13 protein-coding genes are annotated in these 21933 nt (G+C 53.0%); 11 read left to right on the top strand and 2 right to left on the bottom strand.

The features are described from left to right. Nucleotides 1-98: 98 nt before the first annotated feature. From X474_RS01045 to X474_RS01080, 8 genes are all read left to right on the top strand, one after another. On the top strand, nucleotides 99-1394 hold the full coding sequence (locus X474_RS01045; RefSeq protein WP_044346175.1) for a helix-turn-helix domain-containing protein: 1296 nt from the start codon (nucleotides 99-101) through the stop codon (nucleotides 1392-1394). Nucleotides 1395-1807: 413 nt separating this feature from the next. After that, the gene (locus X474_RS01050) at nucleotides 1808-3421 is read left to right on the top strand and encodes an FMN-binding glutamate synthase family protein (RefSeq protein ID WP_044346176.1); all 1614 of its coding nucleotides are present in this window, start codon (nucleotides 1808-1810) and stop codon (nucleotides 3419-3421) included. A 198-nt stretch (nucleotides 3422-3619) separates the two neighbouring features. Continuing rightward, complete coding sequence (locus X474_RS01055) at nucleotides 3620-3946, top strand: hypothetical protein (RefSeq protein ID WP_044346177.1); 327 nt, start codon at nucleotides 3620-3622, stop codon at nucleotides 3944-3946. A 554-nt stretch (nucleotides 3947-4500) separates the two neighbouring features. Continuing rightward, nucleotides 4501-5292 carry an IclR family transcriptional regulator gene (locus tag X474_RS01060; protein ID WP_044346178.1) on the top strand — a complete coding sequence of 264 codons (792 nt, stop codon included), beginning with the start codon at nucleotides 4501-4503 and terminating at the stop codon, nucleotides 5290-5292. A 92-nt stretch (nucleotides 5293-5384) separates the two neighbouring features. Further along, on the top strand, nucleotides 5385-8048 hold the full coding sequence (locus X474_RS01065) for a bifunctional acetate--CoA ligase family protein/GNAT family N-acetyltransferase (RefSeq protein WP_044346179.1): 2664 nt from the start codon (nucleotides 5385-5387) through the stop codon (nucleotides 8046-8048). Nucleotides 8049-8216: 168 nt separating this feature from the next. Continuing rightward, entirely contained in the window at nucleotides 8217-10061 is a 1845-nt protein-coding gene (iorA, locus tag X474_RS01070) for an indolepyruvate ferredoxin oxidoreductase subunit alpha (RefSeq protein WP_044346180.1), read from the top strand. Nucleotides 10062-10076: 15 nt separating this feature from the next. Further along, complete coding sequence (locus tag X474_RS01075) at nucleotides 10077-10673, top strand: indolepyruvate oxidoreductase subunit beta (protein ID WP_044346181.1); 597 nt, start codon at nucleotides 10077-10079, stop codon at nucleotides 10671-10673. A 201-nt stretch (nucleotides 10674-10874) separates the two neighbouring features. Continuing rightward, the gene (locus X474_RS01080) at nucleotides 10875-12191 is read left to right on the top strand and encodes a phenylacetate--CoA ligase family protein (RefSeq protein ID WP_044346182.1); all 1317 of its coding nucleotides are present in this window, start codon (nucleotides 10875-10877) and stop codon (nucleotides 12189-12191) included. Nucleotides 12192-12407: 216 nt separating this feature from the next. On the opposite strand, the gene topA is transcribed toward X474_RS01080, so the two are convergent. Together topA and dprA are read right to left on the bottom strand one after the other, a co-directional pair. Then, nucleotides 12408-14816, bottom strand: a complete 2409-nt coding sequence (gene topA / locus X474_RS01085; protein ID WP_044346183.1) for a type I DNA topoisomerase — start codon at nucleotides 14814-14816, stop codon at nucleotides 12408-12410. Nucleotides 14817-14834: 18 nt separating this feature from the next. Next, a complete protein-coding gene (gene dprA / locus X474_RS01090) occupies nucleotides 14835-15953 on the bottom strand; it encodes a DNA-processing protein DprA (RefSeq protein WP_044346184.1) in 1119 nt (372 codons plus the stop codon). 471 nt (nucleotides 15954-16424) lie between these two features. Here dprA and X474_RS01095 point away from each other — a divergent pair, with 471 nt between their 5' ends. The 3 genes from X474_RS01095 to X474_RS01105 all read left to right on the top strand — a co-directional run bounded on the left by X474_RS01095 (nucleotide 16425) and on the right by X474_RS01105 (nucleotide 21740). Continuing rightward, entirely contained in the window at nucleotides 16425-17939 is a 1515-nt protein-coding gene (locus X474_RS01095) for a hypothetical protein (RefSeq protein WP_044346185.1), read from the top strand. A gap of 69 nt (nucleotides 17940-18008) precedes the next feature. After that, complete coding sequence (locus tag X474_RS01100; RefSeq protein WP_044346186.1) at nucleotides 18009-19724, top strand: long-chain-fatty-acid--CoA ligase; 1716 nt, start codon at nucleotides 18009-18011, stop codon at nucleotides 19722-19724. A 147-nt stretch (nucleotides 19725-19871) separates the two neighbouring features. Further along, nucleotides 19872-21740 carry an adenosylcobalamin-dependent ribonucleoside-diphosphate reductase gene (locus X474_RS01105; RefSeq protein WP_044346357.1) on the top strand — a complete coding sequence of 623 codons (1869 nt, stop codon included), beginning with the start codon at nucleotides 19872-19874 and terminating at the stop codon, nucleotides 21738-21740. The last annotated feature ends 193 nt before the right edge of the window (nucleotides 21741-21933 follow it).

Raw genomic sequence — 21933 nt, forward strand, 5'->3', positions numbered from 1 at the left:
ATTAATTCAGTGGGATAGTATATGCGGCGTGGGCCGTGACCCGCTTTTCGGGCTGTTTTCGACAGCCTCACAAGTATTAAGCCGTAAAGGAGCCGGCCATGGACGAAGCAGCAAGAGTTTCTTCCGGTATAGAAGAACTAGACCGCCTTTTAGATGGTTTTTACCTGGGTGACAATGTCATTTGGTATGACGATGCCGGTTCCCTGGCCTGGGTTTTCTGCCAAAACCTGGTGGTAAATTCCCAACGCAATAAACGGCCTTTGATATACGTTTGCTTTGACCGCTCGCCTAAGAATCTGCTTGCCAAGTTGGGGCCTTTGACCAGCAACCCTCATCTTACCATCATGGATTGTTTTACCTGGGGTAAGGGCGCGGGCAGTGACGTGTTTTTGCAATTTTACCGGGAGATGCCCACGGATTTAAGTTGCCGCCTGGTCTTGGTGGAAAACCCGACCGACCCGGAGGCCTTTCAAAAAGCCCTTTATGATCTGCATGGCCAGATGGAAGGGGATGTGCGGTTTGTATTTGAAAGCCTCACCGGCATGCAGGAGGTCTGGGGAGGGGAAGAGCAGATAATCAAGCTTTATTCCCATGCCTGCCCCCGTCTTTATGAGTTGATGACCCTTGCCTATTGGGTGATGGAAAAAAAGGCTCATTCAGAAAAATTAAAGGCCCAGATCAATCAGATCGCCCAGGTTGTAATAGATCTTTCCATAAAAAGAGGCACCACCAGCCTTTCGGTGTTAAAGGCCGAAGGCAGGCCGGATGCAGTGCTTTACAAACCCCAGGTATATTGGACCAGGGGAATTGAGGTGCTCCTGGACAACCAGGGGGGGGCAAGTCCTCTGGCTTTGGGTACGGAAATAAAGAACCTAAGGGCCAAACGAGGGCTCAGCCAATCCGAACTTGCCAGAATGATAGGGGTTACGGCCAGCAATATAAGCCAGGTGGAGAGCAACCTCATTCATCCTTCCATACCCGCCTTGATCAAGATAGCCGAGATGTTAGGGGTTGAGGTGGGCTATTTCTTCAGGTCTCACTACGGATTGGGCGGAGAGGTGGTTTTCTCCTCCAATGAAGCCAAAGAAATCCATTTGGCCGAAGCGCCTGGCGATATTTTACAGGCCAAGGCTCTTTTGCCGCCGCGAATTGGGGCCAAGGCCAAACCATATTTTCTGAATTTCCGGCCGGGAAAACGCTTGATGAGCCATTTTTTGCACCATAACGGTGCTGAGTTGGGCTATGTGCTGGAAGGGGAGCTGGAATTCATTATAAACGGCGTGGTGCAGTTCGCCCAAGCGGGAGACACTCTTTACTTTACCACTGAAAAACCTACTGCCTGGAATAACCCAGGTCTTGATGAGGCCAAGATTTTTTGGTTGGAAATAGACTGATTTTGTAAAAATTGCTAAACTTGCCTTGTTTTGTAGATGTCATTTTGGGGTGTTTTGCCCTGAAATGACATTTTTTTTAAGTAAAAATCAAAAAAATTAAACCTTACTAATAGCCTGAACTCTTGCAGGAAAAGATACTTCAGAAACCGAGAATATTCGGCAATATTGCCGCAATTATGTTCTTAAAGGACCTTTTAGTATGTTGGATGATTTTAAGGGAAAAAACTGAAAAAATAAGAAATAGTTTTTATAATCAGTTAGTTATAGGAAAAACGCGTCTACGGTGGGGTGACTTGACAAAAGGGAAGAAAAAAAGGATAAAGGCAACAGTTGCCATTAAGTAAGACTTTAGCTGAAGCTTGCCGATTAAGACAATTTCAGGCGAGCTTTTCATATAGATCAAGGAGGTCACCATGAATCTGCACCGGCCCAATGCCAACGAAGCACTTCAGACCAAAAATCGGTCCAGAAGCGTTGCACCCCAATCAGGCATCTGCTCTCGCTGTGTGGATGGCTGCAAGGGTAATTGCGACATGTTCAACGCAACCTTCCGTTCCCGTGAATTGCTTTATCCCACCCCCTTTGGTGAGATAACCGCTGGTGCAGACAAAGACTATCCGGTTGACTATTCGCATTTGCAGATTCTTGGTTACGCCATGGGCGCAGAGGGGATGGAGGCAGATCCGGACAAGGCCACCTTCCCGGCGGTCAGCACTGAGACCTCCTATGGTGTGGCTGAGAAGGTCAAGATGAAAATCCCCATGTTCACCGGCGCTTTGGGTTCCACCGAGATCGCCAGGAAGAACTGGGAACACTTTGCAGTTGGCGCCGCCATAACCGGCATCAGCCTGGTCTGTGGTGAAAACGTCTGCGGTATTGACCCCGGCCTGGAGTTAAATGATAAAGGCAAGGTGATCGAGTCTCCGGATATGCGCCGCAGGGTGGAGAGTTACCGTAGATTCCACGAGGGCTATGGGGACATCATGGTCCAGCTCAATGTGGAAGACACCCGTTTGGGCGTGGCCGAGTATGTAATCGAAAAACTCGGCGTGGAGACGATCGAGCTGAAATGGGGCCAGGGCGCTAAATGCATAGGCGGCGAGATCAAGGTTCATGACCTTAATCGCGCTTTAGAGCTTAAAAAGCGGGGCTACATCGTTACTCCGGACCCGGAGAGCGCGGCTATACAGGAAGCCTTCAAAGCCGGGGCCATAAAGGAGTTCGAGCGCCATTCCCGCCTGGGTTTTGTGGACCAGGAAAGTTTCATGGCCGAGGTTGAGCGTCTGCGCAGCCTGGGCGCCAAGCGCATTACCTTGAAGACCGGCGCTTATCCCATGCGTGAGCTGGCTATGGCCATCCGTTGGAGTTCCGATGCCAAGATAGACCTTTTGACCATTGACGGCGCTCCCGGCGGAACCGGCATGAGCCCCTGGCGTATGATGTGCGAATGGGGCGTGCCCGCTATTTATCTGCACTCCATGGCCCTCGAGTTGTGCCAGCGCCTGGACGCCATGGGCGCCTGGGTGCCGGATATCGCCTTTGCCGGAGGTTTCTCCAGTGAAGATCATATCTTCAAGGCTCTATCCCTTGGCGCTCCCTACACCAAGGCGGTTTGCATGGGCCGCGCCCTTATGATCCCCGGCATGGTGGGCAAGAACATCGAACGTTGGATGAAGGGCGAAGACGGCGGCCTGCCGAGCACGGTTTCCAAGTATGGCGCAAGCAAAGAAGAGATTTTTGTCTGCTACGAAGAGTTGCGCGATAGATTCGGTAAAGACATTGATCAGATTCCCCTGGGAGCTGTGGGCATTTACTCTGCCGGTGAAAAATTAAGGGTTGGTCTGCAGCAGCTCATGGCCGGGGCCCGTAAATGGAATGTCTCCCATATGTCCAGGAAAGACCTGGCTTGCCTGACTGACGAATGCGTCAAGGTCACCAAGTTGCCTTTCATCATGGATGCCTACAGGGAAGAGGCTTTGGCCATCGTGGGAGCAATTAGTAATGGTAAAAAAAGCGAAGTAGCTTAAATAGTTTATAAATTGCCGGGCCGCCTAGGGGTGGTCCGGCTTAGATTCAAAACCAGATGAACTGTTCAGCCTCTTCTGGGAAGAGGATAGGGACAGTTCGTTCTTTTTTTGGGCTCAAAATAACGGCCTTCTAGTGGTATTATTCAATTAAGTGGAACTTATTCAAACACCGGACTTTCGAAAAGAGGAGGTCCTGAAATGCCGCTTGATTATACCGAGATTACCATTGGCCCACCTGGTAAGGTGATCGATCGTCTCACCCGCCGCATCGGCGAACTTAACTTCAATTCCAAGAATATCCGTATAGGCATCACCAGATGCCCTTCCGAAACTTTTGATTCCCTTAACGGTAAATTAAAATGGGCGGCCATGAAGTTGGTCTACGCCACCAGCTCCTCCAGTCAGGCGGTTCAGGTGGGGCAGATGCTGCGTTCCTGGGATGCCAAATTATATGTTGACACAAAAGAGGTTACTCCTGATTTAGGTCCCAATCAGGCTTATTACGCCTTTGTGGTTATCCGTTAAGATTCTCCTCTTTATAAAATACGAGCGTCAGACAAGGCCGGAGATATTTTCTTCGGCCTTTTGTTTTTTTAGGGAATATTAAACCTAAACTACTTTCGCCAATACCTGGTTTGCCTCTTAAAAAGAGCATTAATGGATAAAATTGGGGAATAGGTCTGTTTTTTTTAAAAAGAAATACTTTTTAGTGCCCAGTTTTTGCGGTTTTTGAAAAAAGAAAAAATCTATAAAAGTGGTGTGTATTCGATAATGTCGAAGCAAGTTTGTTTTCTGCTAAATTAATACCGGATAGTTATAGGAGCAAATATCCTGCTTGATGCATAATTTTAGGGCGTATTTTTTGAAAAAACGAGAATATTGATGAAAAAATTAGTAAAAGCTACAAATGTACGAGCAAAATATACGTCAGTATGTGTAGTCTTAGAAGTTGGAAGGGTAGGTTCGGTTTAATTGACAGTATAATGATTTGCGATATTCTTTCGAATAAAAATCAGATTTATTGACTTTATTATTAGTAATGGTGTATATGTCGAAATAGATACGAGAAAGGATTTTTTGTGGCCAATCAGTCCATACAACGCGCAGCGCATATTCTCTCTTTGTTCAGTTATTCCCAGGCCAGGCTAAGGGTCAGCGATATTGCCAAGGAGCTGGGTCTACCTTTGGGTACGGTTCACGGACTGGTGAGTTCTTTGGAAGAAGTGGGGTTTCTGGCCCAGGCCCCGAACAGCCGGAAATACACTCTGGGCCTGAAACTCCATGAACTTGGGGCCATTCAGACCGCGACCATGGATATCAATCAAAAGGCTTCCATGCCAGTGGGCTACTTGGCCAGGGAGACCGATCTGGTGGGCCGGGTTGGTGTCCTTGAGCGTGATGCCATTGTGGTCACCTTAAGCACTCAGCCTTTGGAAGGTGGCTCCGCCGCTCGTCCCGTGGTCCCGGTTTATTGCTCTTCGCTTGGCCGGGCCATTTTGGCGCATCTACCTGAAGAAGAAGTCCAAGAATACTTAAACCATGTGGAATTGGTACAATATACAAGTAAGACCATAGTCGATGAAAAGGCCTTGTGGACTGAGCTCAGGCTGAGCAGAGAACGGGGGTATGCCGTTACCAGCCAGGAGCTTCTGATGCATCTGGCCAGTATCGGAGCTCCTATCTGGGCCCCTGGCTGCAAGGTTGTTGGCGCGGTCAGCTTGAATGGTCCGCCCCATTTGCTGAATGGGGAGAAGCATGAGGAATACGCCCAAATGGTTATGGACACCGCGGGCGAAATATCCAGCTTTATGGGGCACCACATGGAACCCCGGTTCAAGGGAGCCGCTCCAAAGCCCTCTGCCAGGAAATAAAGCCTTTAAAAAAAGGGCTCTTAACCGGCATATCACCAGGCTTGCCTTGATCGGTCTAACTGGGTTTAACTCAATTGGCAAGGCAGGAAAAAGTGAGTCTATACAATCTGGAAAAAATCTTTGAACCCACTTCCATAGCCGTGGTGGGTGCAAGTGACCGTCCGGGCAGCATCGGGCGTTCGCTTCTGGAGAATCTTAAGGCCGGCGGTTTCGCCGGCCGGGTTTATCCCATAAATCCCAAAAAAAATGAAATTCTGGGCCAAAAAGCCTATCCCAACCTCTCGGCTGTGGGCGAGCCCATTGACCTTGCGGTTATTGTGATAGCCATCAAGTTTGCGCCGATGGTGGTTGAGGAATGCGCAAGATTAGGCATCGGCGGGGTGATTATCATCAGCGGAGGCGGCAAGGAGGCCGGTGAAGAGGGAGAGCGCATTGAAGTCGAGATCCTGGCCAAGGCCAGGGAGGGCGGAGTGCGTATAGTGGGCCCCAACTGCGTGGGGATCGTAAGCTCTCCGGCCAAAATGAACGCCAGTTTTGCCCATATCATGCCCAGACCCGGCAGCCTGGCTTTTGTTTCCCAGAGCGGGGCCACCTGCACCGCGGTTTTGGATTACGCCCACACCCAAAAGATAGGTTTCAGCCATTTTGTCAGCATCGGATCAATGCTTGATGCCGATTTCGGTGATGTTATCGACTATCTGGGCAATGACCCCAACACCAGCGCCATTCTCCTTTACGTGGAATCCGTCACCAACCACCGTAAATTCATGAGCGCCGCCCGGGCGGTCTCCAGGATCAAACCCATTGTACTTCTCAAGGTGGGGCGCTCCCAGGCCGGAGCCAAGGCGGCCATGAGCCATACCGGCTCCCTGGCCGGTGCGGACGATGTTTATGACGAGGCCTTTAAAAGGGCGGGCCTGGTCCGGGTCGATACAGTGGAAGACCTCTTTGACTGCGCCGAACTCATGGCCAAGCAGCCCAGGCCCAAGGGCCCCGGCCTGGCCATTGTCTCCAATGCCGGAGGCCCGGGAGTCATGGCTGCGGATTATCTGGCCTTAAATGGTATCGAACCGGCTGAGATCAGGCCGGAGACCATGAAAAAGCTGGATGAGTTCTTGCCGCCCATGTGGAGCAGGAGCAACCCCCTGGATATCCTTGGCGACGCCTCGCCCGAGACCTTCCGCAAAACCGCCGAGATCTGCGCCGAGGCCGAGGAGTTTGACGCCCTTTTGATCATGACCACCCCGCAGGCCCAGTTCCCCTCTACTGAAAAGGCCCTTGAGTTGTGCAAGGCCATGAAAAAGGCCCGTTTTCCGGTCTTTACTTCTTGGGTGGGGGGTGAAGAGGTCTTGGAAAGCCGGGAGATTTTCCGCAAAAACGGCATCCCCACCTATGAGACTCCGGAAAGGGCGGTGCGGGCCTTCCTTTATATGTACAGCTATGACCAGAACTTAAAGGCCCTGCGGGAGGTTCCGCCCAAACTCTCCAAAAAGCTTTTGTTTGATTGGGAATGGGCCGATGCCATAATCAGGAAGACCTTGAGTGAAAATCGGCAGCTTCTCACCGAGACGGAATCCAAAAACCTTTTGGAGAGCTACGGCATACCGGTGACTCCCACCCGCAAGGCCGGGACAGCCAAAGAAGCCTCTATCCAGGCTGAGCAGATGGGCTACCCGGTGGTCTTGAAGCTGGATTCCCTGGATATCACCCACAAGACCGATGCCGGCGGGGTGAAGCTGGACCTGCGCAACTCCAAAGAAGTTGCAGCCGCCTTTGATGAGATAATGAAAAATGCCAAACGGTATGACCCCGATGCCAGGGTCTCCGGGGTTACAGTTCAACCCATGGTGAGTAAAAAGGGGGTGGAGATTATCCTGGGCGCCAAACAGGACCCGGATTTCGGGCCGGTGATTCTATTTGGCATGGGCGGTGTAGCCGCCGAGGTCATGAAGGACAGGGCCATTGGCCTGCCCCCTTTGAATCGTTTACTGGCCAAACGGATAATAGACCGCACCAAGGTCTCCAGGCTGCTCAAGGGATATCGGGACTACGGCACAAATATGGAGCTTTTGGAAGAGGTCTTAGTCCGCCTTTCCCAACTTTTGATTGATTTCCCCGAGATTTACGAGCTGGATGTAAACCCCATGTTGGCCTTTAAGGAAGGCTCTCTGGGTTTGGACGCCAGGGTGATTGTAAAGCCCGCTCTCAAGCCTTCACCCATGCATCTGACCATAAGCCCCTATCCCAACCAATATGAAACCCATAGCACCACAGATGCGGGGCTCAAGCTCTTTCTCAGACCGGTTAAACCGGAGGACAGCCCGGCCATGGAAAGGCTTTTTCAGGCCTTTTCACCCCGCTCCATCTTTTGGAGGTTTGGCAAGCGCCTGGATTCCATGCCGCCGGAGCTTTTGGCCCGCTACACCCAGATCGACTATGACCGGGAACTTGCTGTGGTTGCCCTGGATGAAACCCATGACGAGAATTTTATCTACGGGGCGGGGCGGGTGATCGGCCACCCGGACTCCACCGAAGTCGAGATCGGGCTTTCCGTGGGAGACCCCTGGCAAGGTAAGGGCGTGGGCACAGCCATATTGGAAAAATTGGTGGAAGTGGCCCGGGACCGAGGTTTCAAGACCGCATATGGGGAGGTCCATGAAGACAATAAGGCCATGTTAAAGGCTCTTGAAAAATACTCCTGCACCTTTGAGCCCCTGGAAAAGGGCAATATGAGGGTGACCCTTAGTCTGGAATAGATCAGTCCTCAATAGAGCTTCCTCTTGCCCGTGGTGTTTTCCCGTTTTTTAAAAGGCGGGAAAACACCTTTAAAGGCCTTCTGCGCCCTTTTTCAAGGTGATGGGGCCTTTGAGGATGCAAAGAAAATAGAGCTGTAAAAATACAAACTGAAGCTGACAGGAGGTGTCATGTCGGAGTTACTGACAGACAACCCGGGTAAAAAAGTGATCCTTCTTGGCAACGAGGCCATTGTGCGCGGAGCCATGGAAGCGGGATTGGCCTTTTCAAGCTGCTATCCCGGCACCCCTTCCTCAGAGGTGCCGAACAACCTTTTTGCCCTTAAGGACAAACGCGGGTTTTACATGGAGTTTGCCACCAATGAAAAGGTGGCCATGGAATGCACCGGAGGGGCTGCGGTCTCCGGATTGCGCAGCCTGACCGCCATGAAGCATGTAGGCATGAACGTGGCCTCAGACCCCATGATGACTTTGGCCTGCACCGGGGTCAAGGGCGGCATGGTCATCTATAATGCCGATGACCCATCCATGTTTTCCAGCCAGAATGAGCAGGACAACCGCTATTTTGCCAAGTTCGGCAACCTGCCCCTTTTGGAGCCCACCACAACCCAGGAGATGAAAGACCTTACGGTCTATGCCTTTGAACTCTCGGAAGAACTGGGCATGCCGGTGATCCTGCGCTCCACCACCAGGTTGGCCCATGCCAGGGGGGTTGTGGAACTGGGTGAAATGGGGCCTGTGCAAAACAAGGGGGAATTTAAAAAAGACCCCTGGAATCTGGTTACCCTGCCTGCCACCGCCCCTCAGATGCATAGAAACGTTTTGGCCAGAATGGAAAAGGCCAGGGTGATATCCAATTCATCGGCCTTGAACCAGGTGATCGGCGAAGGGGACCTGGGCATTGTCGCAAGCGGCATCGGCCTTAATTACGCCCTTGACGCGGTTGGTGACCTGGGGCTTTCCGGCAAGGTGAGCGTGCTTAAGCTGGCCATGACCAATCCCCTTCCCGATGAAATGATCAAGGATTTCCTCAAGAACAAGAAGAAGGTTCTGATTGTGGAGGAGCTGGAGCCTTATCTGGAGGAGGCTGTAAAGGTGTTGGCCCAGGAAGAGGGGCTGACCCTTAAGATCAGGGGAAAGGGCGTGGGCCGCATGAGCAGGGTTATGGAATATGATCCTGCCATGGTGCGTCAGGCCGTAGCAGACTATTTCGAGGTTGAGGATAAGACTCCGGTCCCGGTGGATTTGACGGATGTTCCCGAATTGCCGAAAAGGCCGCCCAACCTCTGCCCCGGCTGTCCCCACCGCATGACCTATTACGCGGTTAAGCAGGCCGTGGGCGAAGATGCCATTTTCCCTAGCGATATCGGCTGTTACACCCTGGGCTTCATGCCGCCTTACAATATCACGGATTTTGTGATCTGCATGGGCGCTTCGGCCAGCTCGCCTGCCGGCATCAGCAAGGGCACTGATAAGCCCATTGTGGCCTTTATCGGCGACAGCACCTTTTTCCATTCAGGCATGACCGGTCTGGCCAACGCGGTTTACAACAATCATAAATACACCCTGGTGATCTTGGACAACGGCATCACCGCCATGACCGGCCATCAGCCCTCGGCCGCCATGGATCCCGACCTGGCCGGGCTTGATCTCACCCATATTGAGCTGGAAGACGTGGTGCGCGGCCTGGGCGTGAAGCATGTTCAGGTGGTTAAACCCACCAACATGGCCAAGACCAGGGCGGCTGTGGAAGAGGCGGTCAATTATGACGGCTTAAGCGTGATCATCTCCAGGGAGCCCTGCCCCCTGCATTTGCGCCGTTTTAAAAAGACCAAAAAGCCGGTCTTCATGGTGGATCAGGAAAAGTGCAAAAACCACAGGGATTGTATTGAAAAATACGCCTGCCCGGCCTTTTTCCTGGAACAGGGCAAGGTGAATATTGACCCCAACCTTTGCATTGGTTGCGCCACCTGCGTGCAGGTATGCCCCGAGCACGCCATCCGGCCCAAAAAATAGGGAGGCCTTTGAGATATGAATAGTAAGAGGATCTTCTTTGTTGGTGTGGGCGGACAGGGCAACATCCTGGCCACCAAACTTCTGGGCGAGGCCGCCCTGGCTGCCGGGGTGCCCCTTAATTTAAGCGAAACCCACGGAATGGCCCAAAGGGGTGGGGTGGTTGAATCCACTGCCCTGATCGGGGGTGCAAAAAGCACCATAATCAGCGACGGCGAGGCCGATGTGCTGGTGGCCTTTGAGCCCTTGGAGGCTTTGCGGGCTTTGCGCAAGGCCAATAGTGACAGCCTGGTGATTGTTTCCACGGCCAAGGTGCAGCCTTTTACCGTGGCCATTGGCCAGGGTAAATACCCGGATGTGGATGAAGCGCTTTCCCTGATTTCGAAAAAAGTCAGGCGACTTGTCTCTTTGGATGCCATGGAACTGGCCAGGCAGGCCAATAACCCACTGGGGGTCAACATGGTTCTTTTGGGTGCCTTGGCCGCGGCCGGAGACTTGCCGATCGATAAGGAAAAATTTACGGATGTAATTGAAACTAAAACAAAAAAATCCTTTATTGAAGCTAATATGAAGTGCTTTGAGCTGGGCTATGAGGCTGCGGTTCAAAGTAATTAAGCTTTTTTAATCGCAAACTGGCCCGGTTCCCAGAGGTCAGGTATTATATTGTTCCTATGTAGGCTCTGTGGTGGAATTAGCTTGCCACAGGGCCTTTTTATCGGGATGTCCGCTGATTTGTGATGATGAAATCGGCCTGTGGTTATGAAAAACGGAGATTTTCGGTGAAAAGCTGAAAGGAAAAGACAGCGCGGGGATAAGATGAAAGCTTATTGGAACCAAGAAATGGAAACCATGCCGGAGGAAGAGCTCAAGGCTCTGCAACTGGCCAAGCTTCAGGAAACAGTTGAATGGGTCTATGACCGAGTGCCTTTTTACAGAAAGGCAATGGAGGATCGCGGGGTGCGGCCCGGGGATATCAAGTCCCTGGCTGATATCGCCCTGCTTCCTTTTACCGTGAAGACCGACCTGCGCGACAACTACCCCTTTGGGCTCTGCGCCGTGCCCAAAGACCAGGTGGTTCAGATACATGCCTCCAGCGGCACCACCGGCAAGCCGGTTACCGGGCCCTATACTGAACAGGATCTGGCCAACTGGGCTGAGTGCATGGCCAGAAACCTGTGGGCCGCGGGCATCCGTCCAGGTGATGTGGTGCAAAACGCCTATGGTTACGGGCTCTTTACCGGCGGCCTGGGTCTGCACCAGGGCGCCAGGCGGATCAGCGCGGCTGTGGTGCCCGCCTCCTCGGGCATGACTGAGCGCCAGATAACCCTGATGAAGGATTTCGGAACCAAGGCCCTTTTTTGCACACCATCCTATGCCTTGACCATTGCCGAAAAGGCCAGGGAACTGGGTGTGGATCTCAGGAACCTCCCCCTTTCGGTGGGTGTGTTCGGGGCCGAGCCCTGGAGTGAGGAAATGAAGCGGGAGATTGAATCCCGCATGGGCCTGGTGGCCCATGAGGTCTACGGCCTCACCGAGATGGGCGGACCGGGGGTGGCTTTCAGTTGTTCCGGCAATATCAGCGGATTGCATATAAATGAGGACCACTATATCGCCGAAGTGGTGGATCCCCTGACTTTAGAGCCCCTGCCCTTGGGCGAGGTGGGCGAACTGGTCTTTACTTCGATCCAGCGTCGGGCCATGCCGCTGTTGCGCTACCGCACCAGGGATATAACCCGCCTGGTCCGTAAAAAGTGTTCTTGCGGCCGCACCTTCCTGGTCATGGAAAAGGTGCTGGGCCGAGACGATGATATGATGATCATCTCGGGGGTTAATGTTTTTCCCTCCCAGGTTGAGTCCATATTGCTGGATATCAAGGAGGTGGAGCCCCAATATGTGATAATCATTAAAAAACAGGGTCATCTGGACCGGCTGCACGTGGATGTTGAAGCCAGTAAAAGCGTCTATGAAAAGGGACCGGAAAAAGTGGCCATGGTGGAGAAGGACATCTCTTCCAAGATCAAGGGCATCATAGGGATCAGCGTCAGCGTGCGCCTGGTTCCGCCCAAGACCCTGATGCGTTCCGAAGGCAAGGCTCAAAGGGTGAGGGACACCAGAATGTCCAGAGATCACTGACGCTTTACCTCTAAATTGAGTTAAAAAAGTCCGCTTGGATATATTATCCAAGCGGACTTTTTTGCTGAAAAATTAAATGTTGATAATGCCTGAAATTTTGCTGATCAGGGAAGCCTTCTAAGGGAAGTTTTTGATTGCCTGGAAAAAATAAAACCCGGGGCTGTAATAGTTAATCAGCCCGGGGTTTGTTTTGTTTTAATATTTAAATTGTGGCTTTTATTCGTCTGCGTCCCTTTTGTAGCCGCATTCCTTGTTGGGGCACTGGACGGTTTGTCCGGCCTTGGTGGTCTTTAAGACCAGGAAGGGGTGGTTGCAGTCCGGGCAGGGCTCGGGCAATGGTTTGTTCCAGGTGGCGTACTGGCATTTGGGATAATTGTCGCAGCCGTAAAAGGGTTTGCCCCTGCGGGAGCGTTTTTCAACCAGATCAGCACCGCAGTCCGGGCATTTGACTCCTGTGGGCATGCCCCTGGAGTAGCGGCATTTGGGATAGTTGCTGCAGGAAATGAACTTGCCGCCCACCCTGGTTTTTTTGATCACCAGTTCATGGCCGCATTTGGGGCATTTTTCTCCGGTGGCCTCGGGCTTTTCTTTTTCCTTGGGGTTGCCCTCTTCGTCCAACTCCATGATATTGCGGCACTTGGGATAGGCTGAACAGGCCAGAAAAGATCCATAAGGCCCGTTTTTGACCTGCATTGGAGCCCCGCACTCGCTGCAGTTTATACCCGGGTCGGGAAGGGGCTCGGCCATGATGATTTTGCCGTTGTCATCCCTGGTGAAATCCCTTGTGGTTTTGCATTCCGGATAGCCGTCGCAGGCCAAAAATTCGCCATGCTTGCCCAGGCGAATGGACATGTTCTGTCCGCAGGTGGGGCACTTTATATCCGTGGGCATGCCTTTGCCCTTGATCTGGCGCATCTCGGTCTTGGCCTTTTCCAGGGCATGGGAAAAAGGTCCGTAAAAGTCTGTTAAAAGCTCCCGCCAGTTGCGTTTGCCTTCCTCCACATCATCCAGCTCCCGCTCCAGCCCGGCGGTGAAATCCACCTCCATGACCCGGGAGAAACTCTCCACCAGCAGATCGGTGACGATCATGCCCAAAGGCGAAGGAATAAGATGACGTTTTTTGAATTTGGTTACATATTCCTTGTCCTGCAAGGTGGAGAGGATGGAGGCGTAGGTCGAGGGCCTGCCAATGCCCTTTTCCTCCAGCTCCCTTACCAGGCTGGCCTCGGTGAAACGGGGCGGGGGCTGGGTGAAATGCTGCTTCGGATCAAGGCCCACCAGGTCGACCACCTGGTCCTTGGCCAGGGGAGGCAAGAGCCCGTCTTTATCGATCTGGATTTTCTTTCCGCCTTTTTCGTCTTTATCTTCCACATATACAGCGGTGAAGCCCTTGAATTTAAGGATTTGCCCGCTGGCCCTGAAAAGGCCGGGTCCGGCTGTGATCTCCGCCTGGGTGCGATCGTAACGGGCCGGGGCCATCTGGCAGGCCACAAAGCGATTCCAGATTAGCCTGTAAAGGGCCAGTTCGTCTCTTTTTAAATAGTTTTTTACAGATTCGGGCGTACGTAAGGAACTGGTCGGCCGAATCGCCTCATGGGCCTCCTGGGCGCTTGAGCGGGATTTATAGGCCGCGGGCTTGGCCGGTACGTATTCCTTGCCGAACCTCTCTTCAATCAGATCCCTGACTTCGGCCAAGGCCTCATCGGCCAGGCGGGTGGAGTCGGTCCTCATGTAGGTGATAAGACCAACCTGGCCTTCGGCGGTCTCCAGACCTTCATAAAGCCTTTGGGCCAGGGCCATGGTGCGTTTGGGGGTGTAGCCCAGCTTGCGGTAGGCCTCCTGTTGCAGGGTGCTTGTGATAAAGGGCGGAGCGGGGTTTTGTTTGCGCTCCCTTTTGGTGACCTTTTGCACGATAAAGGGTTGTTCCTTTACCGCTTTTACTGCTTCGTCTGCCTGCTTTTCGTTTTTGGGGTCGAATTTTTTGTCTTTGAACTTGGCCAGGCGGGCTGTGAACACAGGCGGTTCGTCTGCCTTGAGGTCTGCTGTGACGGTCCAGTATTCTTGAGGTTCAAAGGCCTGTATGGCCCTTTCCCGCTCCACCACCAGGCGCAGGGCCACAGACTGCACCCGACCGGCTGATAACCCCCGTTTCACCTTGTCCCACAAGATGGGCGAGATCTGATACCCCACCAGACGGTCCAGGATGCGGCGGGCCTGCTGGCTGTCAAACCGGTTTATATCCAGCTTGTTGGGGTTTTCCACCGCCTGCTTGATGGCCTTTTTGGTCAGCTCGTGGAACAGAACCCTTTTGTATTCCTCCGGTGAACCGCCCAACTCCTGGGCAATATGCCAGGCTATGGCCTCTCCCTCACGGTCCGGGTCAGGTGCGAGATAGATGCTGTTTGCCTTTTTGGCGGCCTTTTTAAGCTCGCGGACCACCTTTTCCTTGCCCTTGATCACCTGATAGGCCGGGTCGAAATTATGTTCCAGATCCACCCCAAGTTTGGTCGGGGGCAGATCCACGATATGCCCCACCGAGGCCATGACCTCAAAATTCTTGCCCAGGTATTTTTTTATGGTGCGGGCTTTTGCGGGCGACTCTACTATGAGAAGGGATTTCGGCATTTCCACCTGTCCGAAGCTTTATTGAACAACGTAATATTCACCGGGCTCGCGTGTCACCAGCCCGTTTAGTTCCAAGTGTACCAGTAAGGCCTTGACCTCCTGGGAGTTAAGTTTGCTCTCTCGGGTGAGAATATCAACATGAACCGGATCATCACCCAAAAGAGACATGATTACAGCGGCCTTTGCCGGTAAGCCGGAGAGGTCCGGCGCTTTTTCTTCCTGATTCGACGCCTCAGGCATATAAGCCATGGCCCCCGGTTCCAGAAGATCCGCCACTGACTGTAAAAGTCCGGCGCCCTGGCTTATAAGATGATGGCAGCCAACCGAGCCCGGACTGCCTACCGGCCCGGGCACGGCAAACACCTCCCTGCCCTGGTCCAGGGCGTGCCTGGCGGTGATCAAAGAACCGCTTTTAAGCCCTGCCTCAACCACCACTACAGCCCGGCTAAGACCTGATATAATGCGGTTGCGGATCGGGAAGTTAGGCGCCTGGGGCGGGGTTCCCAAGGGGAATTCGCTTATAATAGCACCCTTTTGGCCAATCTCAATGGCCAGCTCCAAATTTTCCCTGGGATAAGGAACATCCAGGCCGCAGCCCAAGACCGCCACTGTATGGCCGCCTGCGGAAAGGGCTCCCCAATGGGCCTCGGTGTCAATGCCCTTGGCCAGGCCCGAAACCACGCTCAAGCGGTTTTGGGAAAGTTCCGTCCCCAGTTTACGTGCCAAGCGCCTGCCGTAGGGGCTCATGCGGCGGGAACCGACCACAGCCACAGCACCTTGCCCGACCTCTTCTAATGAACCGCGCAGATACAAAACCGGAGGAGGAAACGGTATGGACGCCAGGTTCCGAGGATACAGAGGATCTATAAGGGTGATCGCTTTTGCGTTTATTCCGCCCAAGCGTCTCAGCTCCTGTTCCGGATCCTTGACCCAGGCTTTTTCCCTTATGGCCCGGATTACCTTTGCATTGAGGCCCTTTACCCTTTTCAGTTCATTTTCCGAGGCCTGAAAAACCTCGCGGGGGGAGCCCAACGCCTCAATCAGGCGAATAAAGCGCGTGCTGCCCACTCCCGGTATGAGCCTTAAGCCCAGCCAGTAGGGTAGATCAGCTTCTGCCTTGCTCTTATTCCTCTCCATAGGTTTTGCAAGCTAACCATCACTAAGAGCCTCGTCAAGGTTTTTTTCCAAGTGGGTTGATTCAGGCCACAACGAAAAACCCCCTTTGGAAGGCTTCTGCCGGCCCGGAATACGCCTTTGCGTCTCTATATGAAATATTGGTTATATATAGTAAATAACTAATCATATGTGTTTAAGAGGTTGAAATTGAAAATAAAAAAATTTTAAAAACCAACAACCCCGCACAAGGGTGTCATTTTTGTGGAGAAAATACTTGCCTGACAATAGCCTGAGAGTCTATGGTGTTAGCAACTTCCCGCAAAAAAACCCAGCAGGCTGTTACAATTCTATTCCAAGCTAAGGGAGGAGTAATCCCTTTATTTGAATTGAGTGCTGTTCGAAAAGATGGGCAGTAAAATTTAGCCGTTCTTGGGGAAGACCAAATAAAAACCAGGTCTTTTCCGTAGTGTCTCCGCTCCGCTGGGATGATTCATGCTGAGAACCATATCTTTTGTGATGCTGTTTTGTGTTTTCTGGGGCTGGCAGCCCCTGGGATCCCATGCCGCAAGTACCGCCCTTGTGCGCGCTGAATGGAATCTGGCGGTGGTGGTGGATTGCGCCCCTCCCATGCAGCTTGTGTGGGGCAAGGATGTGAGGCTTGAAAGCCTTGAGAGGCTTTTGGAAATAAAATTAAGAACCTTGCCCCAGAGAATCAGTGCCGGGCTATGGCTGGGGCAAAAGGGAGCGACCGGTCCCGCGGTTAAACCGGATAAGGCAGGCAACTTAAGGGAGCTTTCTCTTTCCTTAAACGGTTGTAAGCTTGACCCTGATCTCAGCCACGCCCTTTCCGAGGCAGCCAAATGGCTTGGCAAAAAAGGCAAAGGCAGCCTGCTTTTAGTAACAGCCGGGGATGAAGGTTCTTTTCCTGTTTTAGACCTGCCCTTGCCGAAAGGGGATTTTTATTGCCACGTGGTTTCTTTGGGTAAGGGATCACCCAAAATGCGCCGCCTGGCCGGTTTGGGCGGCGGTGCGTTTTTTGAGGTGAAGACCCCTGAAAGGTTGAGGCGGCAGATGCAGGCCGCCTGGCTCACCGCTATTACACCCACCAGGCTTTTGGTCGAGGCTCACGATGAGGCCAACCACGCAATTCCCGTGGTTTTTGATCTGAAACGGCAGGGGGCCTATGGTGAGCGCCAGGGCATAACAGGCCGCAGAATGCAGATTCGGTCCGGGGTTTATAATCTCTCCTGGCCGTCTGGAAACCGTATTGGCCCGGGGGAGCCACCGGCAAAGGTCAAGGTGGTATCCGGTCCAAATAATTTGTTGAGAACAGGCGGCAAGGGCCTGTTGGAAGTGGTTCTGCAAAAAGGGCTGGAGCCCGAAGAAGCCTGGAATCTCAGGTTGGCAAGGCCCAGTGACGGGTCTGTGGTTGAAAAGTGGCGCAGCGCGCCCTTTAAAAAGGAATTGCCCGCAGGAAAATATTTGCTTTCCTTGCCCAGGGCTAAAATGAGCTGGCGCCTGGACTTGGCGGCCGGAGGCAGGATAAAGGTGCCGGTGGGACTTTTTTGCGGGTTGAATGTCAAAATAAAAGGGGCTTTTGGCGATTTGCGCCTTGCTTATGAGGCCAGGGCCAAAGGCGGCATTGTCTTGAGGGAGGTTGGGCATAGCGGCCGGACACTTAAGTTGCCTCCCGGAGAATATGACTTACGGATCATGACGATACCCGAGACAAAAATAGAAGTCTCTTTGCACACCGGTGAAGAAAAAATGCTTGCCTTGCCCGTGCTGGGGGCTCTTTTGGTTGAAAAGCCCAAACAAAAAGGAGAGGCCGGGTTCACGGTGTTGGATGCCAAGGGCAGGGAATTGGCCGAGGGTGAGGCGGGCCTGCCTTTGAATCTGCTTCCCGGGGCTTATAGCCTTAAAACCAAGCTGAGTCAAGAAAACATATCCTTTGTGGTGGAGTCGGGCAGGGTCACTTCTTTGGCCCCCTTGGCTAAAGGATTGTGAGAGATTTAGGGGTGTTGCCGTATCTAAAACTGATTGGGCCGGGGCAGCCGGTCCCCGAGGAGGTGTGCGATGACAAGTGATAGTCTGGGTGATCGGCCTTGGTACCAGGATTGGCCTGTAGGTGTAGATAAAATAATTGACGTGCCTGAAATCGGCATGGGTGAATTGCTGCGCGATACCGCGAGTAAACACCCGGACAACAAAGCCGTTGTATTTTTGGATTCAGTCATAACATACAGGCAGTTGGATGACTATGTGGACCGCTTCGCCACTGCCTTGCACAACCTTGGCCTGCGCAAAGGCGATGTGGCCGCGGTGATGCTGCCCAATTCGCATCAGTTTGTTATTGCCTTTTTCGCCTGTCAGCGACTGGGTGTTACGGTTACCGCCATCAACCCCACCTACAAGGCGATGGAGGTGAAGCATCAGCTCAATGACTCCGGCGCCAAGGCCCTCATTGTGCTGGATTCGGTTTTTGAGGCTCCCGCCAAGATCATAAGGGAGACCGGGATAAAACACCTTATCGGAACAAATATTGCCGATGTCTGCGGCTTTTCGCCCATAAAGATCTTCCTGGGTAAATTGCTGAAGAAGATACCCACCGGCAAGATGCCTCCTGAGACCCTGAGCTTCAAGGAGCTGTTAAAAACTCAGCCAAATGTGCCTGAAGTCACGATTAACCCGGCCGAAGACCTGGCTGTTCTGCAATACACCGGCGGCACCACCGGCACGCCCAAGGGAGCCATGCTTACCGCCAAGAACCTGGTCTCCAATGTGGCCATGGGGTCGGCCTGGATCAGAGGCGTTGATCCCAGCTGGGGCTGGGTGGGGGTTCTGCCCCTGTTCCATGTTTTTGCCATGACCTGCTGCATGAACATGGCTGTGGCCACCGGCGGTTATCAGCTTTTATTCCCCAGGCCTCCGGCTGAAATGAAGGAATGGGCCGCTCAGATCGAGAAATGGGGCAAGGGAACCAGCATGGTTATGGCCGGTGTGGCGGTTTTGTTCAACAAGATCAACAATACCGAGGGGCTGGATCAATTCGACCTTAGCCCGCTCAAAAAATGCCTAAGCGGAGCCGGTCCCCTGCCCAGGGATGTGCAGCTGACCTTTGAGAAAAAGATCGGTTCACTGGTTGTGGAGGGTTACGGCCTCAGCGAATCATCCCCTGTGGTGACGGCCAACCCCTTTGAACTGCCCGAGGGCAGCGAAAGGGTTTGGGGTTCGATCGGCCTGCCTTTCCCCAATACAGATGCCAAAATAATGGATCTGGAGACTGGAGACACCCAGCTTGGCTATGGCGAAGACCAGGTGGGTGAACTCTGCGTCAAGGGTCCCCAGGTGATGAAGGGTTATTACAACCGCCCCGAGGAAAGCGCCCGCGCCCTCAGGGACGGTTGGCTCTATACCGGTGATGTGGCCTATATGAACGACAGAGGCTGGATCTTTATCATGGATCGGGCCAGGGACTTGGTGAAGCACAAGGGCTACAGCGTGTTCCCCAAGGAAGTGGAAGACTACATGTTCTCCCATCCCAAGATTCTGGAAGTGGCTGTGGTTGGTCTGCCTGATCCGGCTGTGGGTGAAAAGCTCAAAGCCTTTGTGGTGCTTAAAGACGATTTTGAGGGCCAGGTCGAAGAACAGGAGATCATTGCCTGGTGCAAGGAGAACATGACCCATTACAAGGTGCCGGCAACTGTGGAGTTCAGGGACGAGTTGCCCAAGACCATGGTGGGCAAGGTTCTGCGCAGGGTGCTTAAGGAAGAGGAGCTGTCCAAGGCCTGATTTGACCTTGTTTTGTCGGAAGTAAACCAGCTACAGGCGGGTCCCCACGGACCCGCCTGTTTGTTTATAATGAGAATACCGGCGGAGTCGGCCAGGCAGGAGAGTTGTCTTCCCCAACGGAGAATCCAAAAACTTTTAAGGTTTGATATGCATTCTGAAACCTCAAAGGAAAATGCCCGAAAAGATCCTGGTTTTCCCTTTGGCCCCCATGCCGGGGAGATCTTGAGGAGACGTTACCTGATCCGGGATGAAAAGGGCAGGGTGGTTGAAACCCCGGAACGGATGCTTCAGAGGGTGGCCCGGGCCATGGCCGGGGCAGAGGAGATATCGGGCGGCTCGGCCGAGGCCCGCATCTGGGAGAAACGTTTTTTATCAGCCCTTAGTCAAGGGTTGTTTTTGCCTAATTCACCGACTCTCATGAACGCCGGTCGACCTTTGGGACAATTATCCGCCTGTTTTGTCCTGCCTGTGGAGGACAGCCTGGAGGGTATTTTTGAGACGGTCAAGCAGGCTGCCATAATTCATAAAACCGGGGGCGGAACGGGTTTTGATTTTTCCGGGTTGCGCCCGGCGGGAGACCAGGTTGCCTCTACCGGCGGCATAAGCTCCGGCCCGGTGAGTTTCATGCAGGTTTTTGATACTGCAACTGAAGCCATAAAACAGGGCGGGGTGAGGCGGGGGGCCAACATGGGGATTCTGCATGTCTCCCACCCGGATATAGAGCTTTTTATAAGGGCCAAGACTGAACTGGATCTTTTTTCCAACTTTAATCTTTCGGTCATGGTTACAGATGAGTTCATGCAAAAGGTGCGGGCAGATCGGGACTGGGATCTGATCAACCCCAGAAACGGCTCCCGGGTGCGTAAACTGAAGGCCAGGGGGCTATTTGAGCTGATGGTTGAATCGGCCCATGGCGCCGGTGAACCCGGTCTGGTTTTTTTTGATGCCCTTAACAGGGGCAATCCCACTCCGGCCCTGGGGCGGTTCAATGCCACCAACCCTTGCGGTGAACAGCCCCTTTTGCCTTATGAATCCTGTAATCTGGCTTCCTTGGTTCTGCCCAGGTTTGTAAAGGGAAAACAGATAAATTATCCCGCCCTGGAGGAGGCCGCCGGTCTGGTGGTTCGCTTTTTGGATAATGCCTTGGAAGTAAACCGGTTTCCCTTGCCGCAGGTGAAAAAGGCCACTCGTTTGACCCGCAAAGTGGGGCTTGGGGTTATGGGGTTTGCCGATCTGCTCATAGCGCTAAATATCCCTTATGAGTCAAGCCGGGCTGCTCAAGTGGCCCAAAAGGTAATGAAGGCAATAAATAGCGCTGCCAGGGAGATGAGCCGTGACCTGGCCCGGCAAAGGGGCAGCTTCCCCGCTTTTGCCAAAAGCGTTTTTCCCGCTCAAGGCGAGACCCGCATGAGAAACGCCACTGTAACCACTTTGGCTCCCACCGGTGCTCTTTCTTTGCTCATGGGTTGCTCCGCGGGCATAGAGCCGCTTTTTGCCTTAAGCCATAAGAGGCGTATGCTTGATGACCAACTGGTCAATGAAGTGAACCCAGCCTTTAAGGCCCGCTTGGCTGAACTTGGGCTGGACACTTTGCAGAACCAAAAGGCCCTGGCTCAAAGCGGCCTGGCCGCAAGTATCGCCGGATTGCCCTTTAAAGACCGGGAGGTCTTTAAATCAGCCCATGAGATAACGGCCCAGGGGCATATGGCCATTCAAAGGGCTTTTCAGCTTTATACGGATAATGCCGTATCCAAAACCGTGAATCTGCCTGCCCGGGCCCCGGTCAAGGAGGTGTGGCAGGTTTTTGAACAGGCCCACGCCATGGGGTTGAAGGGCATCACAGTCTTTCGGCACGGGAGCAGAGGAAGGCAGGTTCTGGAACTGGCTTCTCTGCCTGGTGAGCCTGCCAGGGACAGCCCAAGCAAACCGGGGCAATGCCCCCGTTGCGGAGGCGCATTGGCCACTGAGGGAGGATGTCAAACCTGCTTTTGGTGCGGGGCTTCGGGATGTGAATGACGCCTGATTGGACGAAGAATGCAGGTTGTGGAATTTAAAGGGCCGTTTACACTTTTGAGCCCGGAAAAAGGTATTCTTTTCGACTGCCCTGAGGCCGGGGAGCCCGGCCTTTATATATGGGCGGTGAAGATGATAGCTCCAGTTATTTAACTTCCTGAAAATTTGTATAAAATTCCATCAGACAAAGCCTGGG

The sequence above is a fragment of the Dethiosulfatarculus sandiegensis genome (assembly GCF_000931935.2).
GTDB classification, from domain to species: Bacteria; Desulfobacterota; Desulfarculia; order Desulfarculales; family Desulfarculaceae; genus Dethiosulfatarculus; species Dethiosulfatarculus sandiegensis.